The sequence below is a fragment of the Luoshenia tenuis genome, from assembly GCF_014384745.1.
Classification (GTDB): Bacteria; Bacillota; Clostridia; order Christensenellales.
The window spans coordinates 32,281-56,266 of sequence record NZ_JACRSO010000003.1 but is presented as its reverse complement, the minus strand read 5'-3'; the positions used below and the strand labels follow the sequence as shown (position 1 = coordinate 56,266).

Here is a 23,986-nt window from a genome sequence, read left to right as displayed (position 1 = left end):
TTCATCCCCTTTAGTTCACTTTGTCGATGATCTGGTACACGCCCGACAGCTCCAATACCCGGTCCACCTGTGATGGCACGCCCCGCACGGCCATATGTCCGCCTTTCCGGTGTACCAGCTTATACCGGCCGATCAAAACGCCGATGCCGGAGGAATCCATAAAGGTCAATTTACTCAGATCCAAAATCACGTTTTGTACATTTCGGCCCGCCAACAGCGCGTCCAGCCGCTCCCGCGTTTCCACTGCGGTATGGTGATCCAGCTCGCCCTGCAGCGTGACTTCCAGGGTCTTGCCGTTATAGCGGTGTGCTATGATCATATACATGCCTCCCTTTTGTGTCCCGTTTAATTCCATTTGCGCGCCCCAAAACCCTTTGGTGAAACGGCGGCGTTCTTCTCTCTTTTCATCGAATTTTGCCATCTCTGATCTTTTTACCGCCAGTGTGATAGAATCCTTGCTTCCTGGGCAGATTAGTAACGTGTTATATCCACCAAAAGGAGGTCTTTTTCCATGTCTGCCCCATCCAAAAACCGCCGCAAAAGAAGGTGGCCTTATGTACTGCTCAGTCTGGCGCTGATTTTCATCATTGGCGGCGTTTGGGCGTGGTTTGCGCTGGATGTCGGCTCCTGGGGCGATCTGGATGTGACCAAACTTGAGAACCTCCAGCAGACCACCCTGGTCTATGATGAAGATGGAACCATGGTCACCTCTCTGCACGGCGCTGAGAACCGTGTAAAAATACCCTTGTCCGAGGTGCCCCAGCACGTACGCAATGCCTTTTTAGCCGCGGAGGACGTGCGCTTTTACGATCATAAGGGGATCGATATCAAGCGCATCTTCGGCGCGCTCTGGGCGGATATCAAATCCGGCTCGCTGGACCAGGGCGCCTCTACCCTGACCCAGCAGCTGATCAAGCTCAGCCACCTCAGCCGGGAAAAGACCTTTGCCCGCAAGGCGCAGGAGGCCGTGCTGGCCATGGAGCTGGAGCGGCGCTATTCCAAGGACGAGATCTTTGAGATGTACCTCAACTTTGTCTACTTCGGCGGCGGCGCTTATGGCATCGAGGCAGCCGCCTACCGCTATTTTGATAAGCCTGCCAGCGCGCTTACCCTCTCCGAAGGGGCGCTTTTGGCCGGTATTGTCAAAAGCCCCAGCAATTATGCCCCGCATTTGAACCTGGAAAAATCTACCGAACGGCGCAATCTGATCCTTGGCCTGATGGCAGATTATGGCTTTATCGATCAGGCGCAGGCCGACGCGGCCAGCGCTGAGCCGGTCGATCTGCACGAGCATGAGAACGACGCCAGCTATCCTTATGGTTTTTACGTGGATGAGGTCATCCGGGAGGCTACCGGCATCCTGGGCATCTCTTCAGAGGAACTGCTTTCGGGCGGTTACCGCATCCATACTGCGCTGGATACCGAATTGCAGGCCACCTGTGAAGCGCTGCTGGCCGACGACAGCCTCTTCCCCGAGGCGGCAGAAGATGGGATCAAGCCCCAGGGTGCGTTGGTCGTAGTACGCGCGCAGGATGGCGCCGTAGCCGCGGTAGCCGGCGGGCGCAGCCATGATACCCAGCTGGCCCTGAACCGGGCGACGCAGCAGCCCCGCCAGCCCGGTTCTACTTTCAAACCCATCTTTGTTTACGCCCCGGCCGTCGAGCAGTTTGGCTACCTTCCCACCCGTATCGTAGACGATTCGCCCGGCGATTTTAACGGCTACGCGCCCAAAAATTTCGGGGATAAATACTATGGACTGGTGCCCATGCGCTTTGCCATCGCCAACTCGCTCAACCTGCCCGCCGTGCGCACCCTACAGGAGATCGGCATCGATACGGGCCTCAGCTACGCCCGCTCCCTGGGGATCGACCTGCCCGATGCGGACGCCACCCTCTCCAGCGCCCTGGGCGGGTTGACAACTGGCGTGACCCCATTACAGCTGGCCCACGCTTATATCCCCTTTGCCCGGCAGGGCCAACTGGTGGATACCGGCTTTATCTTGAGCATACAGGATAGCACCGGCGCTACCATATATGAAAAGCCCTCCGCATCCACTACGGTCCTTTCCACCCAAAGCGCCTTTTTGCTCAGCGATATGATGCACTCTACCGTGACGGACGGTACGGGCAAACAACTGCAAAAAGCGGGCGTACCCTTAAGCGCCAAGACCGGCACCGTCGGCTTTGGCGATGGGACCATCCGCGATGCTTGGATGGCAGCCTATAACGCCGAGTACGTCGCCGTAGGCTGGATGGGATACGATGTAGTAGACGCCCAGCACACCATGCCCGCCTCCCTCACAGGCGGAAAGGCGATCTCTCCCTTTTTATTAAAAGTATTTCAATCCCTCTATCCGGATGGGAACGGCCCGGCGTTTGAAATGCCCGATGGGTTGGTCAAGGTGGAGATCGACGCGGATGCCCTGGAAAAATACCAGCAGGTTCTGCTGCCCGCATCCTCCTCCGCCCGCACCCTCACGGAGTATTTCCCCGCACATAAGGTGCCCACCCGCAAAGCTGAAGCTGTGGCCCCGAAAGCGCCGACCGATCTGACTGCGACTGCGCTTGAACCCGGGCGGGTACTGCTCAAGTTTACGGCCCTGGAAGCGGATGTGCGCTACCGGATCTACCGCCGCTCCGAAGGGCAGGAGGCTATCGAGATCGGCTCGCTCTCGGGCAGCGCCGGGCAGATGCTATCCTATAACGATACGCTCAGCATCATCGGCCCCACTGGGTATTATGTCGTGCCCGAGCGGGAGGGGAAAAGCGGCCCGCCCTCAGCTACGGTTACCATCGGCGGCGAGATGGAGCCCTCTCCCAGCCCCAGTGCTGATGCGATCCCAAGCGCGTCGCCTTCTCCCACGCCGGAGGTCACGCCTTCGCCCTCGCCATCGCCTCCAGATCCACTTGCGCCCATCTTTCCCGAGGACTGACGCTTTATCGACAGGATTCCCCAAGGGACTGGAAAATATTCACAAAAAGCGCGTTTTAATAAACGCGTTTTTTGCATTTTGTTGACTTCTCTTTTTTTGCCTTCTACAATAAAAAATAATGAAGTTATTTTTCGTAAGGTTTGAAGTAAAGAAAGGACATGGAGCGCTAATGGAAATTACTATACGGGCATATACCGCCGCGGATACTTCCGCCGCGATTTTAATCTGGAACCAGGTGGTCGAGGCGGGCGTCGCCTTCCCCCAGATGGAAACGCTGACGGAGCAGAGCGGCGCCGCCTTTTTTGCCGGCCAATCCTTTACCGGCATCGCGCAGGACGGAAAGACCGGGGAAGTCGTTGGACTTTATATCCTCCATCCCAATAATGTGGGCCGCTGCGGGCATATCTGCAATGCCAGCTATGCCGTAAAAGAGGGGCTGCGCGGCCAGCATATCGGCGAAAAACTGGTGCGCCATTGCATGGCCAAGGGCAAGGCGTTGGGCTTTAGGATCTTGCAGTTCAATGCCGTCGTCAAAAGCAATGCTTCCGCATTGCATCTCTATCAAAAATTAGGTTTTACGCCCTTGGGCACCATCCCGGGCGGATTTTTGATGAAAGACGGGCATTATGAGGATATCGTTCCGCATTATATCACGCTATAGGATCGGGCCACGGTATAGCTGCTTTTCCGCATCGGCAGCGAACTCTGTTTCATATTTTCTAACCCCAACCTATTTTTTTAATACAAAAAGCCGCGCTGATGATGTATCAGCGCGGCTTTAATGTAAACGCTTTATTTTAGTTCGATAACCACCCGGCGGTTGGGTTCTTCTCCCTCGCTGCGGGTCGTCACATATGCGTTGCCCTGAAGCGCCGCGTGCAGAATCCGCCGCTCATAGGGGTTCATCGGCTCAAGGACGACGCGCCGGCCGGTCCGGCGAGCCTTGGAGGCCATTTTCTCCGCCAGCTCTTTAAGCGTCTGTTCCCGCTTGGCGCGGTAATTCTCGGTGTCCACCGTTACGCGGATATACTCTTTGCTATCCTTATTGACCACTAAACTGGTCAGATACTGAATGGCGTTCAGCGTTTCTCCCCGATGGCCGATCAGGATACCCATCCCATCGCCTTCGATATCCACAGCCAGCGTGCCATCTTTTTCCACCGCCGTTACCTGGGCATTGACATTCATCCGGGAGGTCATCTCCTTGATGAATTCTACAGCGGCGCGCTCGGGCGTGTTCTTTTCGGTCACCCGCACGCGGGCCGGCTTGTTGCCGATCAGGCCGAACAGGCCCTTAGCCGGCTCTTCCAATACTTCAATTTCTACAGCGCTGCGCGGCAATGTCCATTCAGAAAGTACTTGCTCCACCGCTTCGTCTACTGTACGTCCCGTAGCTTCTTGCGATCTCATGCATTAACCCCCCTTGGTTTGACGGACGATAAACTTGCCATCGTAAATCTTGTTGGTGATCAGCATCTGCGTCATAGAGAACAGGTTGCTAAATACCCAGTACAGCGAGAACGCCGACGTTGAACTCGAGCAGATCCAGATGGACATGATGGGCATAAAGTACAGCATCATGGCACTGGAGCCTTTCGAGCTGGAATCCGTCGAAGGCATCTGCGGCATCAGGAATTTCGCCTGGATAAACTGAGTACCGCCGGCGATGATCGGCAGGATGAAAAGCCCGTTCATCTGCGTTTCGTACGAGGCCAACAGCTCGCCCATCTGCCCGGTGCCGCTAAGCAGCACATCGCTGATGGCCTGTATCTGTTCGGGCTCCGTAGTTCCCAGCAGCCTGGCAAAGGTCTCGGCCGAAGGCAAGATGGTATTAGACGCGCCGAACAGGGAATCCGGCTGCCATACGTTTTGGATCCATAAGAATTTCGATTGGTTCATCAGGGTGGAGAACGCTTCAAAGTTCCCCTCCTCAATGTAATGGTACATATTCAGCATCATCTGGTCGCCGTAATTGCGCAGTACGCCCAGCATGATCATCAGGATGGGCAGCGAGATCAGCAGCGGCAAACATCCGGAAAAGGGGCTGACCCCTTCTTGCCGGTAGAGTTCCACCATCTTTTGCCCCAGCTTGTCCTTATCATTGGCGTACTTTTGTTGCAATTTAGCGATCTTGGGCTGTATCGCGCTCATGCGGCGCGAAGTCTTGCGCTGTTTTAAATCCAGCGGCAGCGTCAGCAATTTAATAAATATCGTGAAGATGATAACGGTAATACCGTAATTTTGAACGATCCCGTTAATCCACTCCAGGGCCGGCATCAATACCGGCGTCAAACCTAAGTCCAATCAAGTATCCTCCTACATGCGTCCTATCAGGGTAGCGGATCGTACCCCCCTGGGAAAAGCGGATTGCAACGGGCGATGCGCTTGACGATCAGCCAAAGCGCCCGCGGCCAGGAATACTTTTTCAGCGCCTGCAGCGCATATTCTGAGCAGGTAGGATAAAACCGGCAACTGGGCGGAAAGCAGGGAGAAATGTATTTACGGTACCCCCTCACCATCGCCTCTAATAACTTTGTCATCAGTTAGCCTCTATCCGGCGCTTTTTGGGGCCTCTCCGGCCCGCGCTTATGGCGCCGTGCGCCGTTTCCCGTATCCGGGCCATCCGTTAAAAACAATGCAGCCTTATGCAATAAGTATCGCATGGACCGCCCCAGCTCACTATAGGTTGCGCCGGCAGCGGTATTTCTTGCGATAAACACAAGGCAATATCCCTTTTTAAGTTCCGGGATGCATAAGCGAAGATTTTCGCGCATCAGACGTTTGACCCGGTTGCGCGTTACGCTGTTGCCCACCTTGCGGCTAACGGAAAAACCACACAGAAACTGTTCTCCCCGCGCGCGCTGTACGATCAATACCATATGCTTGGCGGGATAAGACTTGCCCCTGCGGTATACCCGCTGAAAATCCCGGTTCTTTTTTAAGCGATACTTTTTTTGCACTTTTACCCTTTACGCCGCTTTCTTTCCGCTTTCTTCGTCGACAGGAACCGATTTAGCCGCACCTAATAAATATGACGCACACACCCAAGGGCACGTACATCATATCCATTAAACTGCTATATCGATCCTTTAATCCCCATTAAGCCGATAATTTCTTGCGGCCACGGGCACGGCGGCGGGCCAATACGTTACGGCCGTTTTTGGTTTTCATGCGCGCGCGGAAACCGTGAACCTTGGAGCGCTGGCGCTTTTTAGGCTGATAAGTCTGAAGCATTTTACATTTCTCCTTTAAAATTGGTATTTATGAATCGGGCCCTTTTGGTCTAAAACCCAACAGACCCGCTCAAAGGGCATAGTTCACCTCTTGACAGAGGCACTGTTGTATTATATCTAAAGCGCGCGGGCCTGTCAACTTGCGCCAAAGAAGTTTATCTAAACCGGTAATACGCTCTAAATATTGCTAAATGCGCCAGAGGATTTCACCCTTGAAGGATTGATTTAAGTTTGTTATGATATGAATAGATTTTTGTAGAAATAATTTTGTCCACAGTTTGTGTAAAACTTGTGGATAAATAGGTGGATTTTTCACCGGATGCCCTTTAATACAGGTTTTTAAGGTAAAAAGGGCGGAAATATAGTAAATCATTCCGGGCTGACTTGGGGATAACTCAGTCCGGATTTTTTGCCCCCAACCCAGACCGCGATGGGGCAAGCGAGCATAGTAATGGAGGAAAAGCATGGATCAGCTGACGAAGATATGGGAGCAAGCCCTTGAACTGATGAAGCCGGAGTTGACGGAGATCAGCTTTAACACCTGGATCCGCCCGCTGCGGCCCATCTCTTTACAGGAAGATCGCCTGGTTTTGGAGACGCACTCCGGCTTTAACCGCGGCATGCTCGAATCCCGTTATTCTTTCCTGATCCAGAATGCGGTGCGCCAGATCACCGGCAAAAACTGTGAAATTTCCTTTATATTGCCCGAAGAGGCTGCCGCCGCGCAGGAGCTTAAAAAAGAGCAGGCGCCGGCGCCCGCCGTTCAAAAAGAAGAAGTTTCCCAGCTCAACCCCAAATATACCTTTGATACATTCGTTATCGGCAATTCCAACCGGTTTGCGCACGCCGCGGCCCTGGCGGTTGCCGAGGTGCCGGCGCAGGCTTATAATCCGCTTTTCATTTATGGGGGTGTGGGGCTTGGTAAAACGCACTTGATGCACGCCATCGGCCATTACATCCGCTCGCAGAATCCTGAGATGAAGATTCTTTACGTGACCAGTGAAAAATTCACCAATGAGCTGATCACTGCCATACAGACCAATAAAAACGAAGAATTCCGCCGCCGCTATCGCAGCGTGGATGTGCTGCTCATCGACGATATCCAGTTTATCGCCGGAAAAGAATCCACAACGGAGGAATTCTTCCATACCTTTAATGCCCTGCATGATGCCAATAAGCAGATCATTATCTCCAGCGATAAGCAGCCCCGGGAGATCCCTACATTAGAGGAGCGGCTGCGTTCCCGCTTTGAATGGGGCTTGATCGCGGATATTCAGCCGCCGGATCTTGAAACGCGTATCGCGATCCTGCGCAAAAAGGCGCATGTAGACGATATTCAGGTGGAAGACGATGTGCTTTTGCATATCGCCCACAAGGTGGAATCCAATATACGTGAATTAGAGGGGTCGCTGACACGGGTGGTGGCCTACGCCTCCCTTTCCGGCCGGCCATTGACCGTGGAAGTGGCCGAAGAGGCGCTGCGGGATATCCTGCCCAACAAGGTGCAAAGGACCATCAATCCCCAGCTGATCCAGCGCAAGGTTGGCGAATATTTCTCTATCCGGCCGGAGGATTTTCTATCCAAGCGTCGCAATCAGGAGATCGCCCTGCCCCGGCAATACGCCATGTATCTGTGCCGGGAGATGACCGATCTTTCCCTGCCGCGCATCGGCGAGGCCTTTGGCGGCCGGGATCATACCACAGTCATCCACGCCTGCGATAAGATCACCCGGGCCATGCAGGTGGATATGCAGGTGCGCAATATTATTAATGAACTCAAGCGCCAGATTACGGAAGGATGATCCATCCACAATCTGCACAGCTGCCAAAGGGGATAACGTGTGGATAAAAAGGACCAATCCCTCTTATCCACCTTCTTTGGGAATGGCGGGGATAACTTTTGCCACTTACAAACAGGTTATGCTACCCACCTATTCCCAGAAAATAGCGGTGTTGGGGGCTTTTCCACATATACACACGCACTACGGCAACGACTACGCCTTAATTTATTATCTCTCCCTACACGGTGAGGGGTAAAATTCCACAGCAAAGGCAAAAGGAGGACTTACATGATTCTACATATCGAAAAAGAAGAATTGATCTTTGGCATCAACACCGTCCAAAGGGCGATGGCTGTAAAATCCACCCTTCCGGTTTTGGAAGGTATCTATATTTGTGCAGATGCCAAAGGATTGCAGCTGATCTGTACCGATCTTTCTTTGGGCATCCAAACTTTTTTGGCCTGTGATATTGAAGAGGAGGGCAAAGTCGTCTTACCCGGGCGGTTATTTGCCGAGATCGTACGTAAACTGCCGGATGGAGATGTAGATATCACCATCGACGATAATCTGAATGTGACCATTCAGTGTATGGGTTCGCGCACCAAAATGAAGGGATTAGACCCTGAGACCTTCCCGGATCTGGCCGAGGTATCCGACGCCTCTAGCTTTACCATCGCCCAGCCGGTGTTAAAGGATATGATCCGCCAGACGATCTTCGCGGTGGCTACCGATGAGACCCGGCCGATCCTGACCGGCGCGCTGCTGGAGATTCAGCAGAACAACCTGACCATGGTCGCGCTGGACGGTTATCGTTTGGCCTTGCGCAAAGAGGCTTTGAGCGCGCCCAGTGAGGAAAAGCAGATCGTCATCCCCGGCAAATCCCTAAGCGAGATCGGTAAGTTGCTGGATGACGACGGGGACGATGTCCATATCATGTCCCAGGATACGCATGTGATGGTCGAAATCAAAAATACCCGGGTGATCGCCCGGCTGTTGGATGGAGAATTCATCAAATACCGCCAGATTATGCCTACCGATCATCACACGCGGGTGCAGGTGGCCGCGCGAGATCTGTTCGACAGTATCGACCGGGCTTCGCTGATGGCACGGGAAGGGAAAAATAACCTGGTACGCTTCCAAATCAGCGAAAACAAGCTGATCTTAACCTCCAACTCGGAGATGGGCGACGTATACGAGGAGATCCCCATCGCCATGGAGGGGCAGGACTTAGAGATCGCCTTTAACGCGCGTTACTTTACCGACGTGCTCAAGATCATGGATGACGAGACCATCAACCTGGACTTTACCACGAACATCAGCCCTTGTGTGGTCAATCCGGTGGAAGGCGATAAATTCTCCTATCTGGTGCTGCCGGTGCGCATTTATTAAGGATGAATGAAAAGGGCCTTTAGGGGCCCTTTTTTCCGTATGAATTTTGGGATGAAGGAGGTGAGGGGCCCATGAGGGTGGAACGGCTGGAACTGCAGGATTTTCGCTCTTATCAAAAGGCTGTACTGGATTTTGACCAGGAAGTAACGGTCTTTTCGGGCGAAAACGCCAAAGGAAAGACCAACCTTTTGGAAGCGATTTTTTTGTGCTGTACGGCGCGCAGCCATAGGACCCCTCGCGACCGGGAACTGATCCACTTTGGCAGCGAAGGCGCGCAGATCGTAACATCGATCAGCCGCCTGAACGGAAAAAGCCAGATCAAGCTCCAATTATCCGAAAAGGGACGCAAAAAGGCCTGGGTGGGAGGCGCTGAGCTGCCGCGTATCGGCGAACTGCTGGGGGTGCTCAACGGCGTCATGTTCAGCCCTGAGGATCTGCGGTTGGTAAAGGATGGTCCGGATGTGAGAAGGCGTTTTTTGGATATCAGCCTTTCCCAGATCAGCCCGCTATACTTTAATGCCCTGTCCAATTACCAAAGGGCGCTGCGCCAGCGCAATATATTACTGCGTCAGCTGGTGGAAAAGAAGAACGCAGGCCAGGGGGATTTGGACCTTTGGGATCTGCAGTTGAGCCGGTATGGCGCGCAGGTGGCCTTCCGCAGGGCGGAGTGGGTGGGGCGGCTTTGTCAGGCTGCCCAGCGGATCTATTATGATATTTCAGGCGGCCGGGAGCACCTGACGCTGCTATATCAAACAAAATTGGACTTAAATGGCACGGTAGAGGCTTTGCAGGATGAATTATATACCCGCATTCAAAAAGCCCGCAGCGAGGATTTAAGACGAGTTACGACGACGGTTGGCCCGCATCGGGACGAATTGGAGCTGAAGATAGGGGAAACCGCTGTGCGCGCCTTTGGTTCGCAGGGGCAGCAGCGCACCAGCGCCCTTTCTTTGAAGCTGGCGGAACTGCGCCTGATGGAAGAAGAAACCGGAGAAGCGCCTATCCTGCTCTTGGACGATGTGATGAGCGAGTTGGACGACGAACGCCAGCGGCTCTTGCTCAAACATACCTCGGGCGTGCAGACCTTTATCGCCTGTACAAATTACCGGCAGCTGCCCCACATGGAACAGCGGGAAATGGCGGTCTTTGAGGTGGGGATGCACGAAGGGGTATCCGGCTGTACCCTGATCTAAGAACAAAGAGAATAAAAACTGCCCATTGGGCAGTTTTTTTATGGCACCGCGGCGCGGTTATGAGCGATGCAGCCCGTTCATTCAAAAGCAGAAAGGGGCGCGCCAATTTCCTTCAAACCCCTTCTAATTATCCCGAAAATAGGGTATAATAGTGGAGGCTATATTATTAAGTAAAAACCCCCTCCAAAAGCAGGGGGTTATTGGGATTTTACTTAGAATCCTGTCAAAGAAGGGATGGCGGCATGATCGTTCATATTGGCGGAGATAAAATGATTCCGGATAAGGAAATCATGATGATCTTAGAAGGCGAAGGGGCAGGCGCCTCGGCACATACGCGCAGGTTTTTAGAGGGGCTGCGGCAAAAGGGCTGTTTGGAGCAGGTGTCCCCGGAGGGGATCAAAAGTTATGTGATCACCGGCGGCAGCGGCGGGATGATGGCCTATGCTTCGCCTATCTCCTCGCAGACACTGTATAAAAGGGCGGGTTTTTCCGCCATTAACGATAATGGTTAGAGAAAAAGCAACTGTATCATCCAAAATTAGGAGGATTTTATGTCTGAAGAAGTCGTACAACCCAACCATGGCGAGCATGTTTATGATGAATCCCAGATTCAGGTATTAGAGGGGCTGGAGGCCGTGCGCCGCAGGCCTGGCATGTACATCGGCTCCACCAGCGCGCGGGGACTACACCATATGGTGTATGAGATCGTGGATAATGCCATCGACGAGGCTCTGGCAGGATATTGCGATACCATCGCGGTGACCATCCTTAAAGACGGGGGGCTTTCGGTACGGGATAATGGGCGCGGGATCCCCGTGGGCATCCATCCCAAGATGGGGCGCCCGGCGGTAGAGGTGTGTTTGACCATTTTGCACGCCGGCGGAAAATTCGGCGGGGATGGATATAAGGTATCCGGCGGCCTGCACGGGGTAGGCATGTCGGTGGTCAACGCGCTTTCCACCAAGTTGGAGGTGGAGGTGCGCCAAGGCGGCAATATCTATCACCAGACCTATACCCGCGGTGACCCGGATATCGACCTTGAGATCATCGGCGAAACGCAGGAGACGGGGTCTACCATCACATTCTGGCCGGATGGCGAGATCTTTGATACCCTGGAATTCCAATATGATGTATTAAAAACGCGCCTGCGGGAGATGGCCTTCCTCAACCGTGGGGTACGCATCACCCTGACCGATGAGCGGGATGGGCAGGAGCAGTTTAAAGAGTTTTATTATGAGGGCGGCATTGTATCGTTCGTACAGTTCCTTAATAAAAACAAGGAGCCGTTATTCCCGGAGCCGGTCTATATCAGCGGCACCAAGGATACCGCCAGCTGCGAGATCGCGCTGCAGTATAACGATACGTATGTGGAGAATATCTTCTCTTTTGCCAACAATATTGAGACGACCGAGGGCGGAACCCATCTGGTGGGCTTTAAAAACGCGTTGACCCGCGTGGTCAACGATTATGCGCGCAAATATAAGCTGCTCAAGGAGAACGAGAACAACCTTCAGGGCGAGGATATCCGCGAGGGGATCTGTGCGATCATCTCGGTCAAACTGATGGAGCCGCAGTTCGAGGGGCAGACCAAGACTAAATTGGGAAACAGCGAAATGCGGGGCCTGGTGGAGAGCGTGATGAACGAGCATCTTTCCACTTTTCTTGAGGAGAACCCGACTGTCGCCCGGGCGATCATCGACAAGTGCATGACGGCGGCGCGCGCGCGCGAAGCTGCCAAGAAGGCGCGGGAGATGACCCGGCGCAAAACCGTGCTGGACAGCGCCAACGCGCTGCCGGGCAAGCTAGCCGATTGCTCTGAGCGCGATGCCAGCAAGTGTGAGATCTTTATCGTTGAGGGGGATTCGGCCGGCGGTTCTGCAAAGCAGGGGCGCAACCGGGAATTTCAGGCCATCTTACCGCTGCGCGGCAAGATCTTGAACGTGGAAAAGACACGGCTGGACCGTATTTTGGCCAATAACGAGATCAAGGCCATGATAACCGCCTTTGGCGCAGGCATCAGCGAGGATTTTAACGTTGAAAAGCTGCGGTATCACAAGATCATCTGCATGACAGATGCGGATGTGGACGGCAGCCATATTCGGATTTTGATGCTGACCTTCTTCTACCGCTATATGCGCCCGCTGATCGAAAACGGCTTTGTGTACATCGCCCAGCCGCCGCTTTATAAAGTGACCAAGCAAAAGACCGAGCAGTACCTCTATTCCGACGAGGCGCTGGAAGCATACCTCAATGAGATCGGGCGGGATTCAAACTACTCCATCCAGCGCTATAAGGGCCTTGGCGAGATGAATCCCGAGCAGCTTTGGGAGACCACCATGGACCCGGATCAGCGCATTTTGCTGCAGGTATCTCTGGAAGACGCCATTTCGGCCGACGAGATATTCGATACCCTGATGGGTGAGCGCGTCGGCCCGCGGCGGGAATTTATCGAAGAGAATGCAAAGCTAGTCGTTAACTTGGACGTTTAACCGCCAGGGGGCACCACCTGAAAATAAAGGGGGCGGCCGATATGAAATTTGGGATTAAGACGTTTGAACGCACGGGTCTTGCAGCGTTATTGTGTGCGGGGGTATTGCTGACCGCGGGATGCAGTGCGATCGCACCTATGGATAGCGGACTGCGGGATAATGCCACGGGATATACAAGCGAGAGCGCCGTCTATGATGGAGAACAGGGCGCAGATTCCGCAGCAGTCCCCTCCACAGCTGCGGTGGGGGCGGCGCGCGAGAATCAAAAGATCATCTATACCGGGGATATCACCCTGGAGGCGCAGGATGTGCGCCAGCTGCACGACGAGATCGTAGAATCCTTGAAGGGCTATGGCGGTTACGTTTCCAGCAGCGATGTGTATGAGAACGCCGACGGGCAGTTGTACGCCAACATCACCGCGCGGGTTCCGACCGAGCAGATGGATGTGTTCCGCGCCGCTTTAAGCGATAAGGCCAAGGTCACCCAATCCAGCCAGAACGCGCAGGAGGTCACCGAGGAGTATTACGATATCGAGGCCAGGATCGAGCACCTGCAAAAGCAGGAGCAGGAACTGCTGCGGCTGATGGAAAAAGCCCAGACGGTAGAAGAGATCATGAAGGTGAACGACAGCCTCTCCGGCGTACAGGAGGAGCTGGAAGTATATGAGGGAAAAAAGCGCTATTTAGACGACAGGATCGACGATTCGACGCTGGACATCCATATCCAGCCGGTCAGGGAGTTGGTTAAGACCAACCAGGAGAGTATCCAGGCCATGACGGGCGAGGAGCTGGGCAATGGGATGCTTAAGGGATTGGACAATTCTTGGCGGATCCTGGTCAATATCCTGGGCTTTATCGTGATCGGCATCTGCTATTTGATTTTGCCGCTGGGCGTTGCCGGGGGGATCACGCTGCTGGTGATCTACCTTGTGCGCAGGCATAAGCGGAAAAAGACGGCCAAGGCAGAAGCCGCCCTACAAAAAGAGGACGAAACAAAAGAGGAAACGCAGCAATAGCTTTTCTCGAAATAGATTTGGAGCGTGAATGAGCGTGGAAAACGAGAACCGAATTAAACCGATAGGCATCGAATCGGAAATGAAAAAGTCGTTCATCGCCTATGCGATGGCGGTTATCATCAACCGGGCGCTGCCGGATGTACGCGACGGGCTCAAGCCCGTACACCGGCGCATCCTTTATTCCATGAGCGAGTTGGGCCTAACGCCGGATAAGCCCTTCCGTAAAAGCGCCCGTATCGTGGGTGACGTGTTAGGTAAGTACCATCCCCATGGAGATACGGCGGTGTACGATGCCATGGTGCGCATGGCGCAGGATTTTTCCATGCGCTACCCTATGGTGGAGGGGCACGGCAACTTCGGCTCGGTAGACGGGGACGGCGCGGCCGCCATGCGTTATACCGAGGCGCGGATGAACAAAATCACCATGGAGATGATCGCCGACATCGATAAAAATACGGTGGACTTTGTGCCCAACTTCGATGAGACGTTGATGCAGCCCGCCGTGATGCCGGCCCGGTTCCCCAGCCTGTTGGTCAACGGTTCGGGAGGTATTGCCGTAGGCATGGCCACCAATATCCCGCCGCACAACCTGCGCGAGGTGGTGGACGGCGTCGTCGCCATGATCGACAATCCGGATATCTCGGTAGATGAGCTGATGCGCTATATCCCAGGCCCGGATTTCCCCACCGGCGGCATCATCATGGGCACCAGCGGTATCCGGGAGGCTTACCGCACTGGCCGGGGGCGGGTGGTGACCCGGGCCAAGGCGGAGATCGAACAAATGCACAACAACCGTAACCGCATCGTGGTGACGGAGATCCCCTACCAGGTGAATAAGGCACGGTTGATCGAAAAGATCGCAGAACTGGTGCACGAAAAACGGGTGGAGGGCATCAGTGACCTGCGAGATGAATCCGACCGCAGCGGTATGCGCATCGTCATCGAGCTTAAGGCCAATGCAAACCCCAATGTGGTACTCAATACGCTTTATAAGCACACCCAGATGCAGGATACCTTTGGCGTGATCATGCTGGCCCTGGTGGATGGGCAGCCCAAGGTACTGAATTTAAAGACGGTCATCGGCCATTATATCGACCATCAAAAGGACGTGATCACCCGCCGGTGCCAGTATGACCTGGAGCGGGCGCAAAAGCGCGCGCACATTATCGAGGGTCTGATCACGGCGCTGGACCATATCGATGCGGTGATCCGCCTGATCCGCGCCAGCAAGACCACACAGGATGCACGCGCGGGATTGATGGAGAATTTCGGCCTATCCGAAGTGCAGGCCGTGGCGATTCTGGAAATGCGGCTGCAGCGGTTGACCGGCTTGGAGCGCGACCGCATCATGGAGGAGTACGATGGGCTGCAAAAGACCATCGCTTACCTTCTGGATGTATTGGGGGATGAACGCAAGATTCTGGGCATCGTCCGGGAGGAGATCCTGGTGGTGCGCGATAAATATGGGGATGAGCGGCGTACGGAGATCACCCAGCTGGCCGATGAGATCGACCTGGAGGACCTCATTGAGGATAAGGACATGGTCATTACCCTGACGCAGTTGGGGTATGTTAAGCGCCTGGCGACCACTACTTACCGCAGCCAGCGGCGCGGCGGCAAGGGCATTACGGCCCTGCAAACCCGCGATGAGGACGTGGTGGATACCGTATTTACCGCCTCCACCCATCAGGAGATCTTGTTCTTCACCACGCGCGGGCGGGTATTCAAGCTCAAGGCCTATGAGATCCCGGAGGCAGGGCGCACGGCCAAGGGCACTGCGATCGTCAACCTGCTGCAACTGGATGGCGATGAAAAGGTTCGCGCAGCCCTGCCGGTGCCCAAAGAGGAAGAATTCAAATATCTGGTGATGGCCACCAAGGGCGGCATGATCAAAAAGAGCGAGGTCGCAGCCTTTAACAATATCCGAAAGACGGGCCTGGCCGCCATCGGCCTGCGGGAGGGAGACGATCTGATCTCGGTGCACCTTTCCACAGGCGAGGATGAGATCATCGTGGCGACCCGGCAAGGGATGACCATCCGCTTTAGCGAAAAAGACGTGCGGCCCATGGGACGCACCGCTGCCGGCGTGCATGCCATCGGCCTGCGGCCAGGGGACGAAGTGATCGATATGGCCATTCTCGACCTGGATAAAGAGGTACTGGTGATCTCTGAAAAGGGCTTTGGCAAGCGTACGCCTACGGAGGAATACCGCCTGCAAAGCCGCGGCGGTTACGGGATACGCACACTGCTGATTACGGAAAAGACCGGTAATCTGTCGGCACTGCGGCTGGTAGATCAAGATCAGGATATTATGATTATAACCGCAGAAGGCATCGTGATCCGCATGGATGTGGCCACCATCAACTCCCAGGGCCGTTCGACGCAGGGCGTCACGCTGATGCGGCTGGGAGAGGATGACAGGGTAGTGAGCGTAGCCATTACTGAAAAAGAGGATGAACTGGAGGAAGAAGAGGCGGCCGATGGGCTGACAGAAGATGCGCAGCGCGAACAGACGGAAGAAATAGCCGATGTGACTTCGGACTCTGGGTTGGACCGGCTGGTAGAGCGCGCTATGGAACAACAGGAGCAAGAGGATGCCCTGGACGTTCAAGAAGAAGACCCGGAAATTTAGTATAAATTAGCCGTATGACGAAAACGCCTGGCATTTTGCCAGGCGTTTTATGATATACTGTCAGATTTTAAATCTTTATTACAAATATTAACAACTTGTTCATAACTTTGCGATTTGTCGGTGCAAACTTTTGGTTAGACTGGGCTCACAAACCAATGGAAAGGGCGGGCGGATCGTTAAAATGGAGAAGGGTGCGACAGTCAATATCAAGGATATAGAGCGGTTCAGGCGGTTTATCCGCAGGTTCACGGTCGTATTGTTAATGGCGTTACTGTGTTGTGCGGTATTTATGTGGATGCTCTCTTCCCTGGCGGGCGGAGAAAAGCAGCCCTCCGCAGCCCAGAATGACGTGCAACGGTCAAACGATGTTACATCGAAGGGCGCAGACGCCGCGCAGAGCAGTGGGGAGACGGCGCAGCCGGTGCAGGGCATCAGCCCCGATCCGCAGGCGGCAACGGCTTATTGCCTGACCTTGGTCAATCATACGTGCAAGATGGCCCAGAATGGCGCGCAGGATCTGGTCAGCATCCGCGAGTATGGAAACGGCAGCTATGCGCTTGGCTACAGCAACCTGCAGGGAAATAGGGAGGCGGTGCTGGCCTTAAACGAGATGTTTGCCGCGGCACAGGAAGCAGGCTTCCACAATTTCGTCGTACAGAGCGCCTACCGCAGCTATAAAAAGCAGGAGACGCTGTTTAAAGAAGAAATTAAGAAGTATACCAATCAGGGCTATTCCAGAGCGCAGGCGGAACAGCTGGCCAACCGGACGCTGGCCCGGCCGGGAGAAAGCGAGCACGAGACCGGATTGGCCTTTGACCTGATGATCCGCAATACCACCAGCTTGTACGATTTTGAAGGCACCCAGAATGAAAAATGGATCAAACAGCATTGTGCTGAATATGGATTTATCATTCGCTTTCCCCCGGATAAAGAGGAGATCACCGGCATTGCAAGCGAACCCTGGCACATCCGCTATGTGGGAAAGGAGCATGCGCGGTGCATTACGGAAAACAAACTCTGCCTGGAAGAATATATCAGGGCGCTAAAAGGATAAAGCAAAGGGCGGCTTTAGCCGCCCTTTTTTGTATTTAAATTTTTTAAGATCACACGTTGAAGCGGAAGAGGACCACATCCCCCTCCTGCATTACATAATCGCGGCCCTCGCTGCGGACCAGGCCCTTTTCGCGGGCGGCGGTCATCGATCCACAGGCGATCAGGTCGTCGTAATTGACGATCTCGGCGCGGATAAATCCCTTTTCAAAATCCGTATGGATCTTCCCGGCAGCCTGCGGCGCTTTGGTCCCTTTGGTGATGGTCCAGGCGCGCACCTCTTTTTTGCCCGCGGTCAGGTAGCTGATCAGCCCCAAAAGGGCATAACCTGCGGTGACCAGCTGATCCAGCCCCGATTCTTTCAGCCCCAGTTCCTCTAAGAACAGCTGCTTTTCATCGTCCTCCATCTGGGAGATCTCGCTTTCGATCTGGGCGGAGATCGTGATCAGCCCGCTATGCTCCTGCTGGGCATAATCGTTCAACGCCTTGACGGGGGGCAGCTCATCGATCGCCTTGCCCACATCGCCTTCGGCAATATTGGCCGCATAGATCACGGGTTTGGAGGAGAGCAGGAACAGCTCGTCCATCATCTCACGCTCTTCATCTGAAAGATCCGCGACCCGGGCGGATTTTCCCTCTTCCAGCACCTTTTTCAGCTTTTCCAGCAAATCGATCAGGCCCTGTTGGGATTTATCGCCCTTAAGGGCCTTGCGCGCGCGGTCCATGCGCTTTTCAACGGCCTCAAGGTCTGACAGAATGAGCTCCAGCTGGATGGTTTCCACATCCCGCAGCGGGTCGACGCTGCCATCCACATGGACGACATTGGGGTCCTCAAAGCAGCGCACGACGTGCACGATGGCGTCCACCTCGCGGATATGGCTTAAGAATTTGTTGCCCAGCCCCTCGCCCCGGCTGGCGCCCCGCACCAGGCCTGCGATATCCACAAACTCGATCACCGCGGGGGTGATCTTCTCCGTATCATACAGGTCGCCCAATACCTTTAACCTGGGATCGGGCACGGCGACCACGCCCACGTTGGGATCGATCGTACAAAAAGGATAGTTGGCGGCCTCTGCACCGGCGCGGGTAATGGCGTTAAATAGCGTGCTCTTGCCCACGTTGGGCAGGCCCACGATACCAAGTTTCATGGTTTAAAACTCCTTTATTGCGTTCTATACAAAAATGGAGTGCCTTAGCGGTAAGGCACTCCATTTATTATAAGCTTTAATCCCGGGTTTGGCAATGCAATCAATTTACACCGTCGGTAGCAAGCGCCGCGATGGCGTGCGCATAGACCCGGGCGCCCAAAAGCAGGCTGTCGATCTCCACATATTCGTCCTTCTGGTGCGCCACACCCTCTTTACCGGGCAGGCTGAAGCCAAAGGCGACCGCGTTTTTCAGCGCACGGGCATAGGTGCCCCCGCCGATAGTCACGGTATACCCCTCAAGACCGGTCTGCTCCTCATAAACTTTGAGCAGCGTTTGGATCAGGGGGTGATCCTTGGGCATATGCAAGGGGGCGTGTCCATGGAGTTTAGTTACCTCAAAGCCGCAGGGGGAAAGCGCGGAGAGGATATTCTGCCGGATGTCCTTTTCCTCATCAAAGGTGATGGGGAAGCGGATATCCACAATGGCCTCCAGCACGCCGCTCTCATAGCGCAGAACGCCCAGGTTGCAGGTAAGATCGCCCGAAACATCGTCATGCAGCTTGATCTGCAGGCCAGCGCCGTCGGTATCGATGGCCTGGGCGGAAAGTAGACGGATCGCCGAGGCCACGCTATCCCGTCCCAGCACTTTTTCCAGGCACAAAAGCAGGCCGGCTGCGGCGTTATTGCCCTCATCTGGAGAGGCGCCGTGGGCGCTTTTGCCCTCAAAGAGCAGATGCAGCACCCCATCTTCCTTTTTCATCGTGGCGATCAGCTTGCGATCCTGCGCCACGGCTTTAGCGGCGGCGCGTAACAGGTCTTGATCGATCCCATCCAGGCGCAGGGTTGCGCTGGCCTTTTCCGGCACGACATTGGCTACAGTACCCGCGCTGATGGAGATCACCGGGCAGGCACGCACATCATCTTCATCAAAGGCCTTTTTGATGCTGAAATGGACCACGCCCTTTTCCGTATTGATCAGGGGGAATACCCCGTCCGGCACGATACCCAGGTCCGGCATGGGCAATTTCTGGGCGTAGTAAGCCATGTCCTTCCAACCGGTTTCCTCGTTGATGCCGAAGATAAAGCGCACCTTGCGGGTAAAGCGCGCGCCGCTCTCCATTACGGCCTTCATGGCGTAAAGCGATGCGATGGTGGGCCCCTTATTATCATCCGCGCCGCGGGCATAGACGCGCCCATCCTTTACCACGGCCTCATAGGGGGGCACGCTCCAGCCCTCGCCCTCCGGCACTACATCCAAATGGCAGAGGATACCCAGCGTCTCATCCCCTTCGCCATACTCGGCCCAGCCGGCATAGCCATCCACATTGCCGGTCTTAAAGCCCAGGCTGGAGGAAAGGTTCAACATGTAATTCAGCGCATCGTCGCAGGCCTGCCCAAAGGGCTTGCCGGGCAGCGGCTGGCCCTCCACCGAGGGGATGCGGCACAACCCCTGCAACTGGGTGACGATCTGGTCGCGGTGCTGCTCAAGGTATTGATTTAAGCGATCCATAGGCGCCTCCTAAAAGGTTATTTTTCTGTTGATTTCAGTATAGACTCCCCGGCGTGCGCCTGTCAATGAACCGGCCCTTATGAAAACGGACAGCTTGTATCGAATTTTGGTTGATGTTAGAATAATACAAAAGAATATACAGATATACGCCGCAGACCGGGGCAGACATATGCCGCAATGCAGGCGTTAAAATTGGGAAGCGATACGAAAGAGGGGTGGGCCACGTGCACGAAGGGCACCGGAACCGCATGCGGGATAAACTGCTTTCGGGCGGAATAGAAAATTTTGAAGAACATGAGATCATCGAGGTTTTGTTATACTATTGTATCCCCAGACAGAATACCAATGAAATAGCCCATGCGCTGCTGGAGCAATTCGGTTCTTTGCGGGGCGTGCTGGACGCCAACGCAGATGAGTTGCAAAAGGTGCCGGGTATCGGCCCGAATGCGGCGGTGTTTTTGACGATGCTGCCGCAGGTATTGCGGCGCTATGAACTGGAGCGGTTTGAAAAGCGCCCCTTGTTGGGGGATTCGACTTCGTCCAGCCTATTTGTATATGAATTGCTTAAAGGCCTGCCGGAGGAACGGTGTGTTAGCCTGTATCTGGATACCCGAAGCCGTTTGATCCACTATGAAATATTGGGCAGCGGTATTGCCAACCAGGTAGGCATCCAATCCCGCAAGGTGTTGGAAGGCGCCATGCGCCACCGGGCAGTATCGGTCATTATCGCTCACAATCACCCGGGTGGGAGCAGGACCCCCTCCAGCGGCGATCTTGCCGTAACCTATGATGTGATGAATACCCTTTCTGCAGGCGGGGTGCGGCTACTGGATCACTTGATCGTGACTAACGAGGGGGTAACTTCACTTGAAAATTTGGGGCTTTTAAAAGAGAAGGATCCGCAAAAGACAAAGGAGATCGCCGAAGTGTACGAGATTCTTAACAAAACGGCGTTTGACGGAGGTAAGGGTAAAGATGATAAAGAGGTGGCAAAACTGAGGGACCTGTTACAGGACAAACAGCGGATCCTGCGCAAGATCAATGGCGAAGAATAGAGAAAAGTATGATCCGAAGTGGACTGCTGAGCGTATATTACCCCCCATGGCGGGGATCGCGCCTGATGGCGTAAGCAGTTAAGGAGGGAAACTATGCGGCCTTTGATCGGCATCACCACCAGCGATTCGGACAGCGGCACCCATATTCAGCTGCGTATGGATTACCACCAATCCGTAGAGGATGCTGGGGCGCAGCCCGTATTATTATGGCGCTGCGGCGAGGCGGCGGCAGAGGGGCTCGCGCAGCGGCTGGATGGGCTGATCTTGGCCGGCGGCGGGGATATGGACCCGGCGCGCTATGGCCAAACGCGCCATGAGAAGACAGAGCTGGTGTCTTCCGGAAGGGATGATACCGAACTCTGGCTGACCCGGGCTTTTTTGGAGGCAGGCAAGCCGGTTTTGGGCATCTGCCGCGGGATACAGACGCTGAATGTGGCGTTGGGGGGAGATTTGATACAAGATCTGCCCCAAATGCGAGGGGTCAAGCACGCCAACGTACGCCATGAGATCACCTGGCCTGAGGAAAGTTTTTTAAGCGCGATCTTTCCCTATGGAAAGATTGAGGTAAACAGCTTTCATCACCAAGCAGTAGGGCGGCTGGGCGTAGGCCTGCAATGCGCCGCCTGCGCTGCGGACGGGACGATCGAGGCGGTAAGCGACGGGAGGCGTAACCTGTATGGGGTACAGTGGCACCCGGAAAAGGAAGGCGGCGCGGGCCAGCCTATGGCGCCGCTGTTCCGCTACTTTGTGGCGCAGTGCATAAGGTAATATCAAAATATTTTAAGGGCCGGCGGAAAGCCGGCCTTTTTTCATGGCCGATAATTGTACCGATTGCGGGTACCCTAAGAGCGGATGAAAAAATCTATCTCTTGTGAAAACAAAGGGGTTTTTGTATAATGAATAAACTGTCCTTTTTCATCCGCGTCCCTTTACGAAGAAATATACATTTTTTGTAAAGGGTGGTATAATGAGGGGCGAAAAGCGTAAACGGCCACTATTAGGAGGTTTTAAATTTGAAACAGTCTTTAGCGATGTTTGTAAAATACAGGCATCTGCTATTTAATCTGATCGGGCGGGACTTAAAGGTGAAATACCGCCGTTCGGTGCTGGGCATCCTGTGGAGCGTGCTCAATCCGCTTTTGATGATGCTGGTCATTACCGCCGTATTCTCCAATATCTTTAAGTTTAATATCGAACATTTCCCGGTCTATTATTTGACGGGCTACACGCTGTTCAACTTCTTCTCCGAGGCGACGAACATGTGTAATTCCTCGATACTAGAGGCCAGTGCCCTGATCAAAAAAGTGTATATTCCAAAGTACATCTTTCCTTTGGAAAAGGTGACCTTTGCCCTGGTGAATATGCTTTTTTCTCTCATCGCCATGGCCCTGATCTATGCGGTGACCCAAACGCCTATCCATTGGACGGCGCTGCTGTTCCCAATACCCATCATCTATACATTCTGTTTTGCGCTGGGGATGGGATTGCTGCTATCGGCACTTACCGTATATTTTCGCGATATCCTGCACCTGTACGGCGTGGTGCTGACGGCCTGGATGTATCTAACGCCGATTTTTTACCCTGTCGATCCGCAGGCGATCCCCGCATTTATGCTGACGGTTTTCAAATTCAACCCACTCTATCACTTTGTGACCTATAACCGCAACATTATGATGAACGGCGTCGTCCCCGGGTTGACCGATAACCTGATCTGCATGCTGTTTGCGGGCGGGGCATTGATCGTAGGCGTATTGGTATTCCGTAAGTTGCAGCGCAACTTCATCCTTCATATTTAGGGAGAACGAGTTAAGATGAACGTGGTAGAAGTAAAAAACGTGACCATGAACTTCAACCTTCCTAAAGAGAAGGTGGACAGCCTCAAGGAATATTTTATCAAGCTTGTTAAACACCAGCTGATGTTTGAAAAGTTCGTGGCGCTGGATAACGTATCCTTTGAGATCGCCAAGGGCGATGTTTTCGGCATCGTAGGCTTTAACGGCGCGGGAAAGAGCACCATCCTCAAGATCATCTCCGGCATTATCGCCCCCTCTGAGGGCAGCGTGGTGGTGGATGGCACCATTGCCCCGCTGATCGAATTGGGCGCGGGCTTTGATATGGAATTGACCGCCCGGGAAAACGTATTTTTAAACGCGACGGTGCTGGGCTATTCGCCGGATTTTATCAAGAGCAAGTATGATGAGATCATCGACTTTGCCGAACTGCGGGAATTTCAGGATGTAGCCGTCAAAAACTTTTCCTCCGGTATGGTGGCCCGGCTGGGGTTCGCCATCGCCACGGTGGTGACGCCGGATATTTTGATTGTGGACGAGATCCTATCGGTGGGCGATTACCTGTTTCAGGAGAAGTGCGAGCGGCGCATAGACGAGATGATGCGGGGCGGGACCACGGTTATTTTGGTGTCTCATGCGATTAAACAGATCGAAAAACTGTGCAACCGGGTTTTGTGGCTGGATCACGGCAAGGTCAAGATGTGCGGGCCGATGGCAGAGGTCACCGAGCAATATAAGCATTATCATAAGTAATGGATGAATGAAAAG

The 23,986-nt window shown here is 54.2% G+C and carries 22 protein-coding genes; 14 read left to right on the top strand and 8 right to left on the bottom strand.

Features of this window, described 5'->3' with window-relative positions:
• Window positions 1-10: 10 nt before the first annotated feature.
• Window positions 11-319, bottom strand: a complete 309-nt coding sequence (locus H8699_RS07625; RefSeq protein WP_207670652.1) for an STAS domain-containing protein — start codon at window positions 317-319, stop codon at window positions 11-13.
• Window positions 320-511: 192 nt separating this feature from the next.
• Between H8699_RS07625 and H8699_RS07620 the strand changes: the two genes are divergently transcribed.
• Both H8699_RS07620 and H8699_RS07615 read left to right on the top strand, forming a co-directional pair.
• Window positions 512-2,932: a transglycosylase domain-containing protein gene (locus H8699_RS07620; protein WP_249285160.1), complete on the top strand. Its 2,421-nt coding sequence runs from the start codon at window positions 512-514 to the stop codon at window positions 2,930-2,932.
• A 169-nt stretch (window positions 2,933-3,101) separates the two neighbouring features.
• Entirely contained in the window at window positions 3,102-3,593 is a 492-nt protein-coding gene (locus H8699_RS07615; protein WP_249285159.1) for a GNAT family N-acetyltransferase, read from the top strand.
• 131 nt (window positions 3,594-3,724) lie between these two features.
• Here the strand turns inward: H8699_RS07615 and jag are convergent, their stop codons facing one another.
• From jag to rpmH, 5 genes are all read right to left on the bottom strand, one after another.
• A complete protein-coding gene (gene jag, locus H8699_RS07610) occupies window positions 3,725-4,342 on the bottom strand; it encodes an RNA-binding cell elongation regulator Jag/EloR (RefSeq protein ID WP_138294753.1) in 618 nt (205 codons plus the stop codon).
• Window positions 4,343-4,345: 3 nt separating this feature from the next.
• Window positions 4,346-5,236: a YidC/Oxa1 family membrane protein insertase gene (locus H8699_RS07605; RefSeq protein WP_138294754.1), complete on the bottom strand. Its 891-nt coding sequence runs from the start codon at window positions 5,234-5,236 to the stop codon at window positions 4,346-4,348.
• A 26-nt stretch (window positions 5,237-5,262) separates the two neighbouring features.
• Window positions 5,263-5,472, bottom strand: a complete 210-nt coding sequence (gene yidD / locus H8699_RS07600) for a membrane protein insertion efficiency factor YidD (RefSeq protein ID WP_138294755.1) — start codon at window positions 5,470-5,472, stop codon at window positions 5,263-5,265.
• Window positions 5,473-5,475: 3 nt separating this feature from the next.
• Window positions 5,476-5,892: a ribonuclease P protein component gene (rnpA, locus tag H8699_RS12605; RefSeq protein WP_138294756.1), complete on the bottom strand. Its 417-nt coding sequence runs from the start codon at window positions 5,890-5,892 to the stop codon at window positions 5,476-5,478.
• Between the two features lie 139 nt (window positions 5,893-6,031).
• Window positions 6,032-6,166, bottom strand: a complete 135-nt coding sequence (rpmH, locus tag H8699_RS07590; RefSeq protein WP_138294757.1) for a 50S ribosomal protein L34 — start codon at window positions 6,164-6,166, stop codon at window positions 6,032-6,034.
• Between the two features lie 463 nt (window positions 6,167-6,629).
• Between rpmH and dnaA the strand changes: the two genes are divergently transcribed.
• The 8 genes from dnaA (at window position 6,630) to H8699_RS07550 (ending at window position 17,719) form a co-directional block, all read left to right on the top strand.
• Window positions 6,630-7,967 carry a chromosomal replication initiator protein DnaA gene (dnaA, locus tag H8699_RS07585; protein ID WP_138294758.1) on the top strand — a complete coding sequence of 446 codons (1,338 nt, stop codon included), beginning with the start codon at window positions 6,630-6,632 and terminating at the stop codon, window positions 7,965-7,967.
• Window positions 7,968-8,234: 267 nt separating this feature from the next.
• Window positions 8,235-9,335, top strand: coding sequence for a DNA polymerase III subunit beta (gene dnaN, locus H8699_RS07580; RefSeq protein WP_138294759.1), 1,101 nt, complete (start codon window positions 8,235-8,237; stop codon window positions 9,333-9,335).
• 71 nt (window positions 9,336-9,406) lie between these two features.
• On the top strand, window positions 9,407-10,528 hold the full coding sequence (gene recF, locus H8699_RS07575; RefSeq protein WP_249285158.1) for a DNA replication/repair protein RecF: 1,122 nt from the start codon (window positions 9,407-9,409) through the stop codon (window positions 10,526-10,528).
• 242 nt (window positions 10,529-10,770) lie between these two features.
• On the top strand, window positions 10,771-11,040 hold the full coding sequence (gene remB, locus H8699_RS07570; RefSeq protein ID WP_138294761.1) for an extracellular matrix regulator RemB: 270 nt from the start codon (window positions 10,771-10,773) through the stop codon (window positions 11,038-11,040).
• A 39-nt stretch (window positions 11,041-11,079) separates the two neighbouring features.
• The gene (gyrB, locus tag H8699_RS07565) at window positions 11,080-13,017 is read left to right on the top strand and encodes a DNA topoisomerase (ATP-hydrolyzing) subunit B (RefSeq protein ID WP_249285157.1); all 1,938 of its coding nucleotides are present in this window, start codon (window positions 11,080-11,082) and stop codon (window positions 13,015-13,017) included.
• Between the two features lie 41 nt (window positions 13,018-13,058).
• Window positions 13,059-14,033 carry a DUF4349 domain-containing protein gene (locus tag H8699_RS07560; protein ID WP_249285156.1) on the top strand — a complete coding sequence of 325 codons (975 nt, stop codon included), beginning with the start codon at window positions 13,059-13,061 and terminating at the stop codon, window positions 14,031-14,033.
• A gap of 28 nt (window positions 14,034-14,061) precedes the next feature.
• A complete protein-coding gene (gyrA, locus tag H8699_RS07555) occupies window positions 14,062-16,665 on the top strand; it encodes a DNA gyrase subunit A (protein WP_249285155.1) in 2,604 nt (867 codons plus the stop codon).
• A gap of 181 nt (window positions 16,666-16,846) precedes the next feature.
• Window positions 16,847-17,719 carry a M15 family metallopeptidase gene (locus H8699_RS07550; protein WP_249285154.1) on the top strand — a complete coding sequence of 291 codons (873 nt, stop codon included), beginning with the start codon at window positions 16,847-16,849 and terminating at the stop codon, window positions 17,717-17,719.
• 49 nt (window positions 17,720-17,768) lie between these two features.
• Here H8699_RS07550 and ychF read toward each other — a convergent pair whose 3' ends face one another.
• Entirely contained in the window at window positions 17,769-18,863 is a 1,095-nt protein-coding gene (gene ychF / locus H8699_RS07545) for a redox-regulated ATPase YchF (RefSeq protein ID WP_249285153.1), read from the bottom strand.
• 100 nt (window positions 18,864-18,963) lie between these two features.
• Window positions 18,964-20,373, bottom strand: a complete 1,410-nt coding sequence (pepV, locus tag H8699_RS07540) for a dipeptidase PepV (RefSeq protein ID WP_249285152.1) — start codon at window positions 20,371-20,373, stop codon at window positions 18,964-18,966.
• A 224-nt stretch (window positions 20,374-20,597) separates the two neighbouring features.
• Here pepV and H8699_RS07535 point away from each other — a divergent pair, with 224 nt between their 5' ends.
• The 4 genes from H8699_RS07535 to H8699_RS07520 all read left to right on the top strand — a co-directional run bounded on the left by H8699_RS07535 (window position 20,598) and on the right by H8699_RS07520 (window position 23,971).
• Window positions 20,598-21,428: a JAB domain-containing protein gene (locus tag H8699_RS07535; protein WP_249285151.1), complete on the top strand. Its 831-nt coding sequence runs from the start codon at window positions 20,598-20,600 to the stop codon at window positions 21,426-21,428.
• A 93-nt stretch (window positions 21,429-21,521) separates the two neighbouring features.
• Window positions 21,522-22,196, top strand: a complete 675-nt coding sequence (locus tag H8699_RS07530) for a gamma-glutamyl-gamma-aminobutyrate hydrolase family protein (RefSeq protein WP_249285150.1) — start codon at window positions 21,522-21,524, stop codon at window positions 22,194-22,196.
• A 245-nt stretch (window positions 22,197-22,441) separates the two neighbouring features.
• Window positions 22,442-23,224, top strand: a complete 783-nt coding sequence (locus H8699_RS07525; RefSeq protein WP_249285149.1) for an ABC transporter permease — start codon at window positions 22,442-22,444, stop codon at window positions 23,222-23,224.
• A gap of 15 nt (window positions 23,225-23,239) precedes the next feature.
• The gene (locus H8699_RS07520) at window positions 23,240-23,971 is read left to right on the top strand and encodes an ABC transporter ATP-binding protein (protein WP_249285148.1); all 732 of its coding nucleotides are present in this window, start codon (window positions 23,240-23,242) and stop codon (window positions 23,969-23,971) included.
• Window positions 23,972-23,986: the final 15 nt, after the last annotated feature.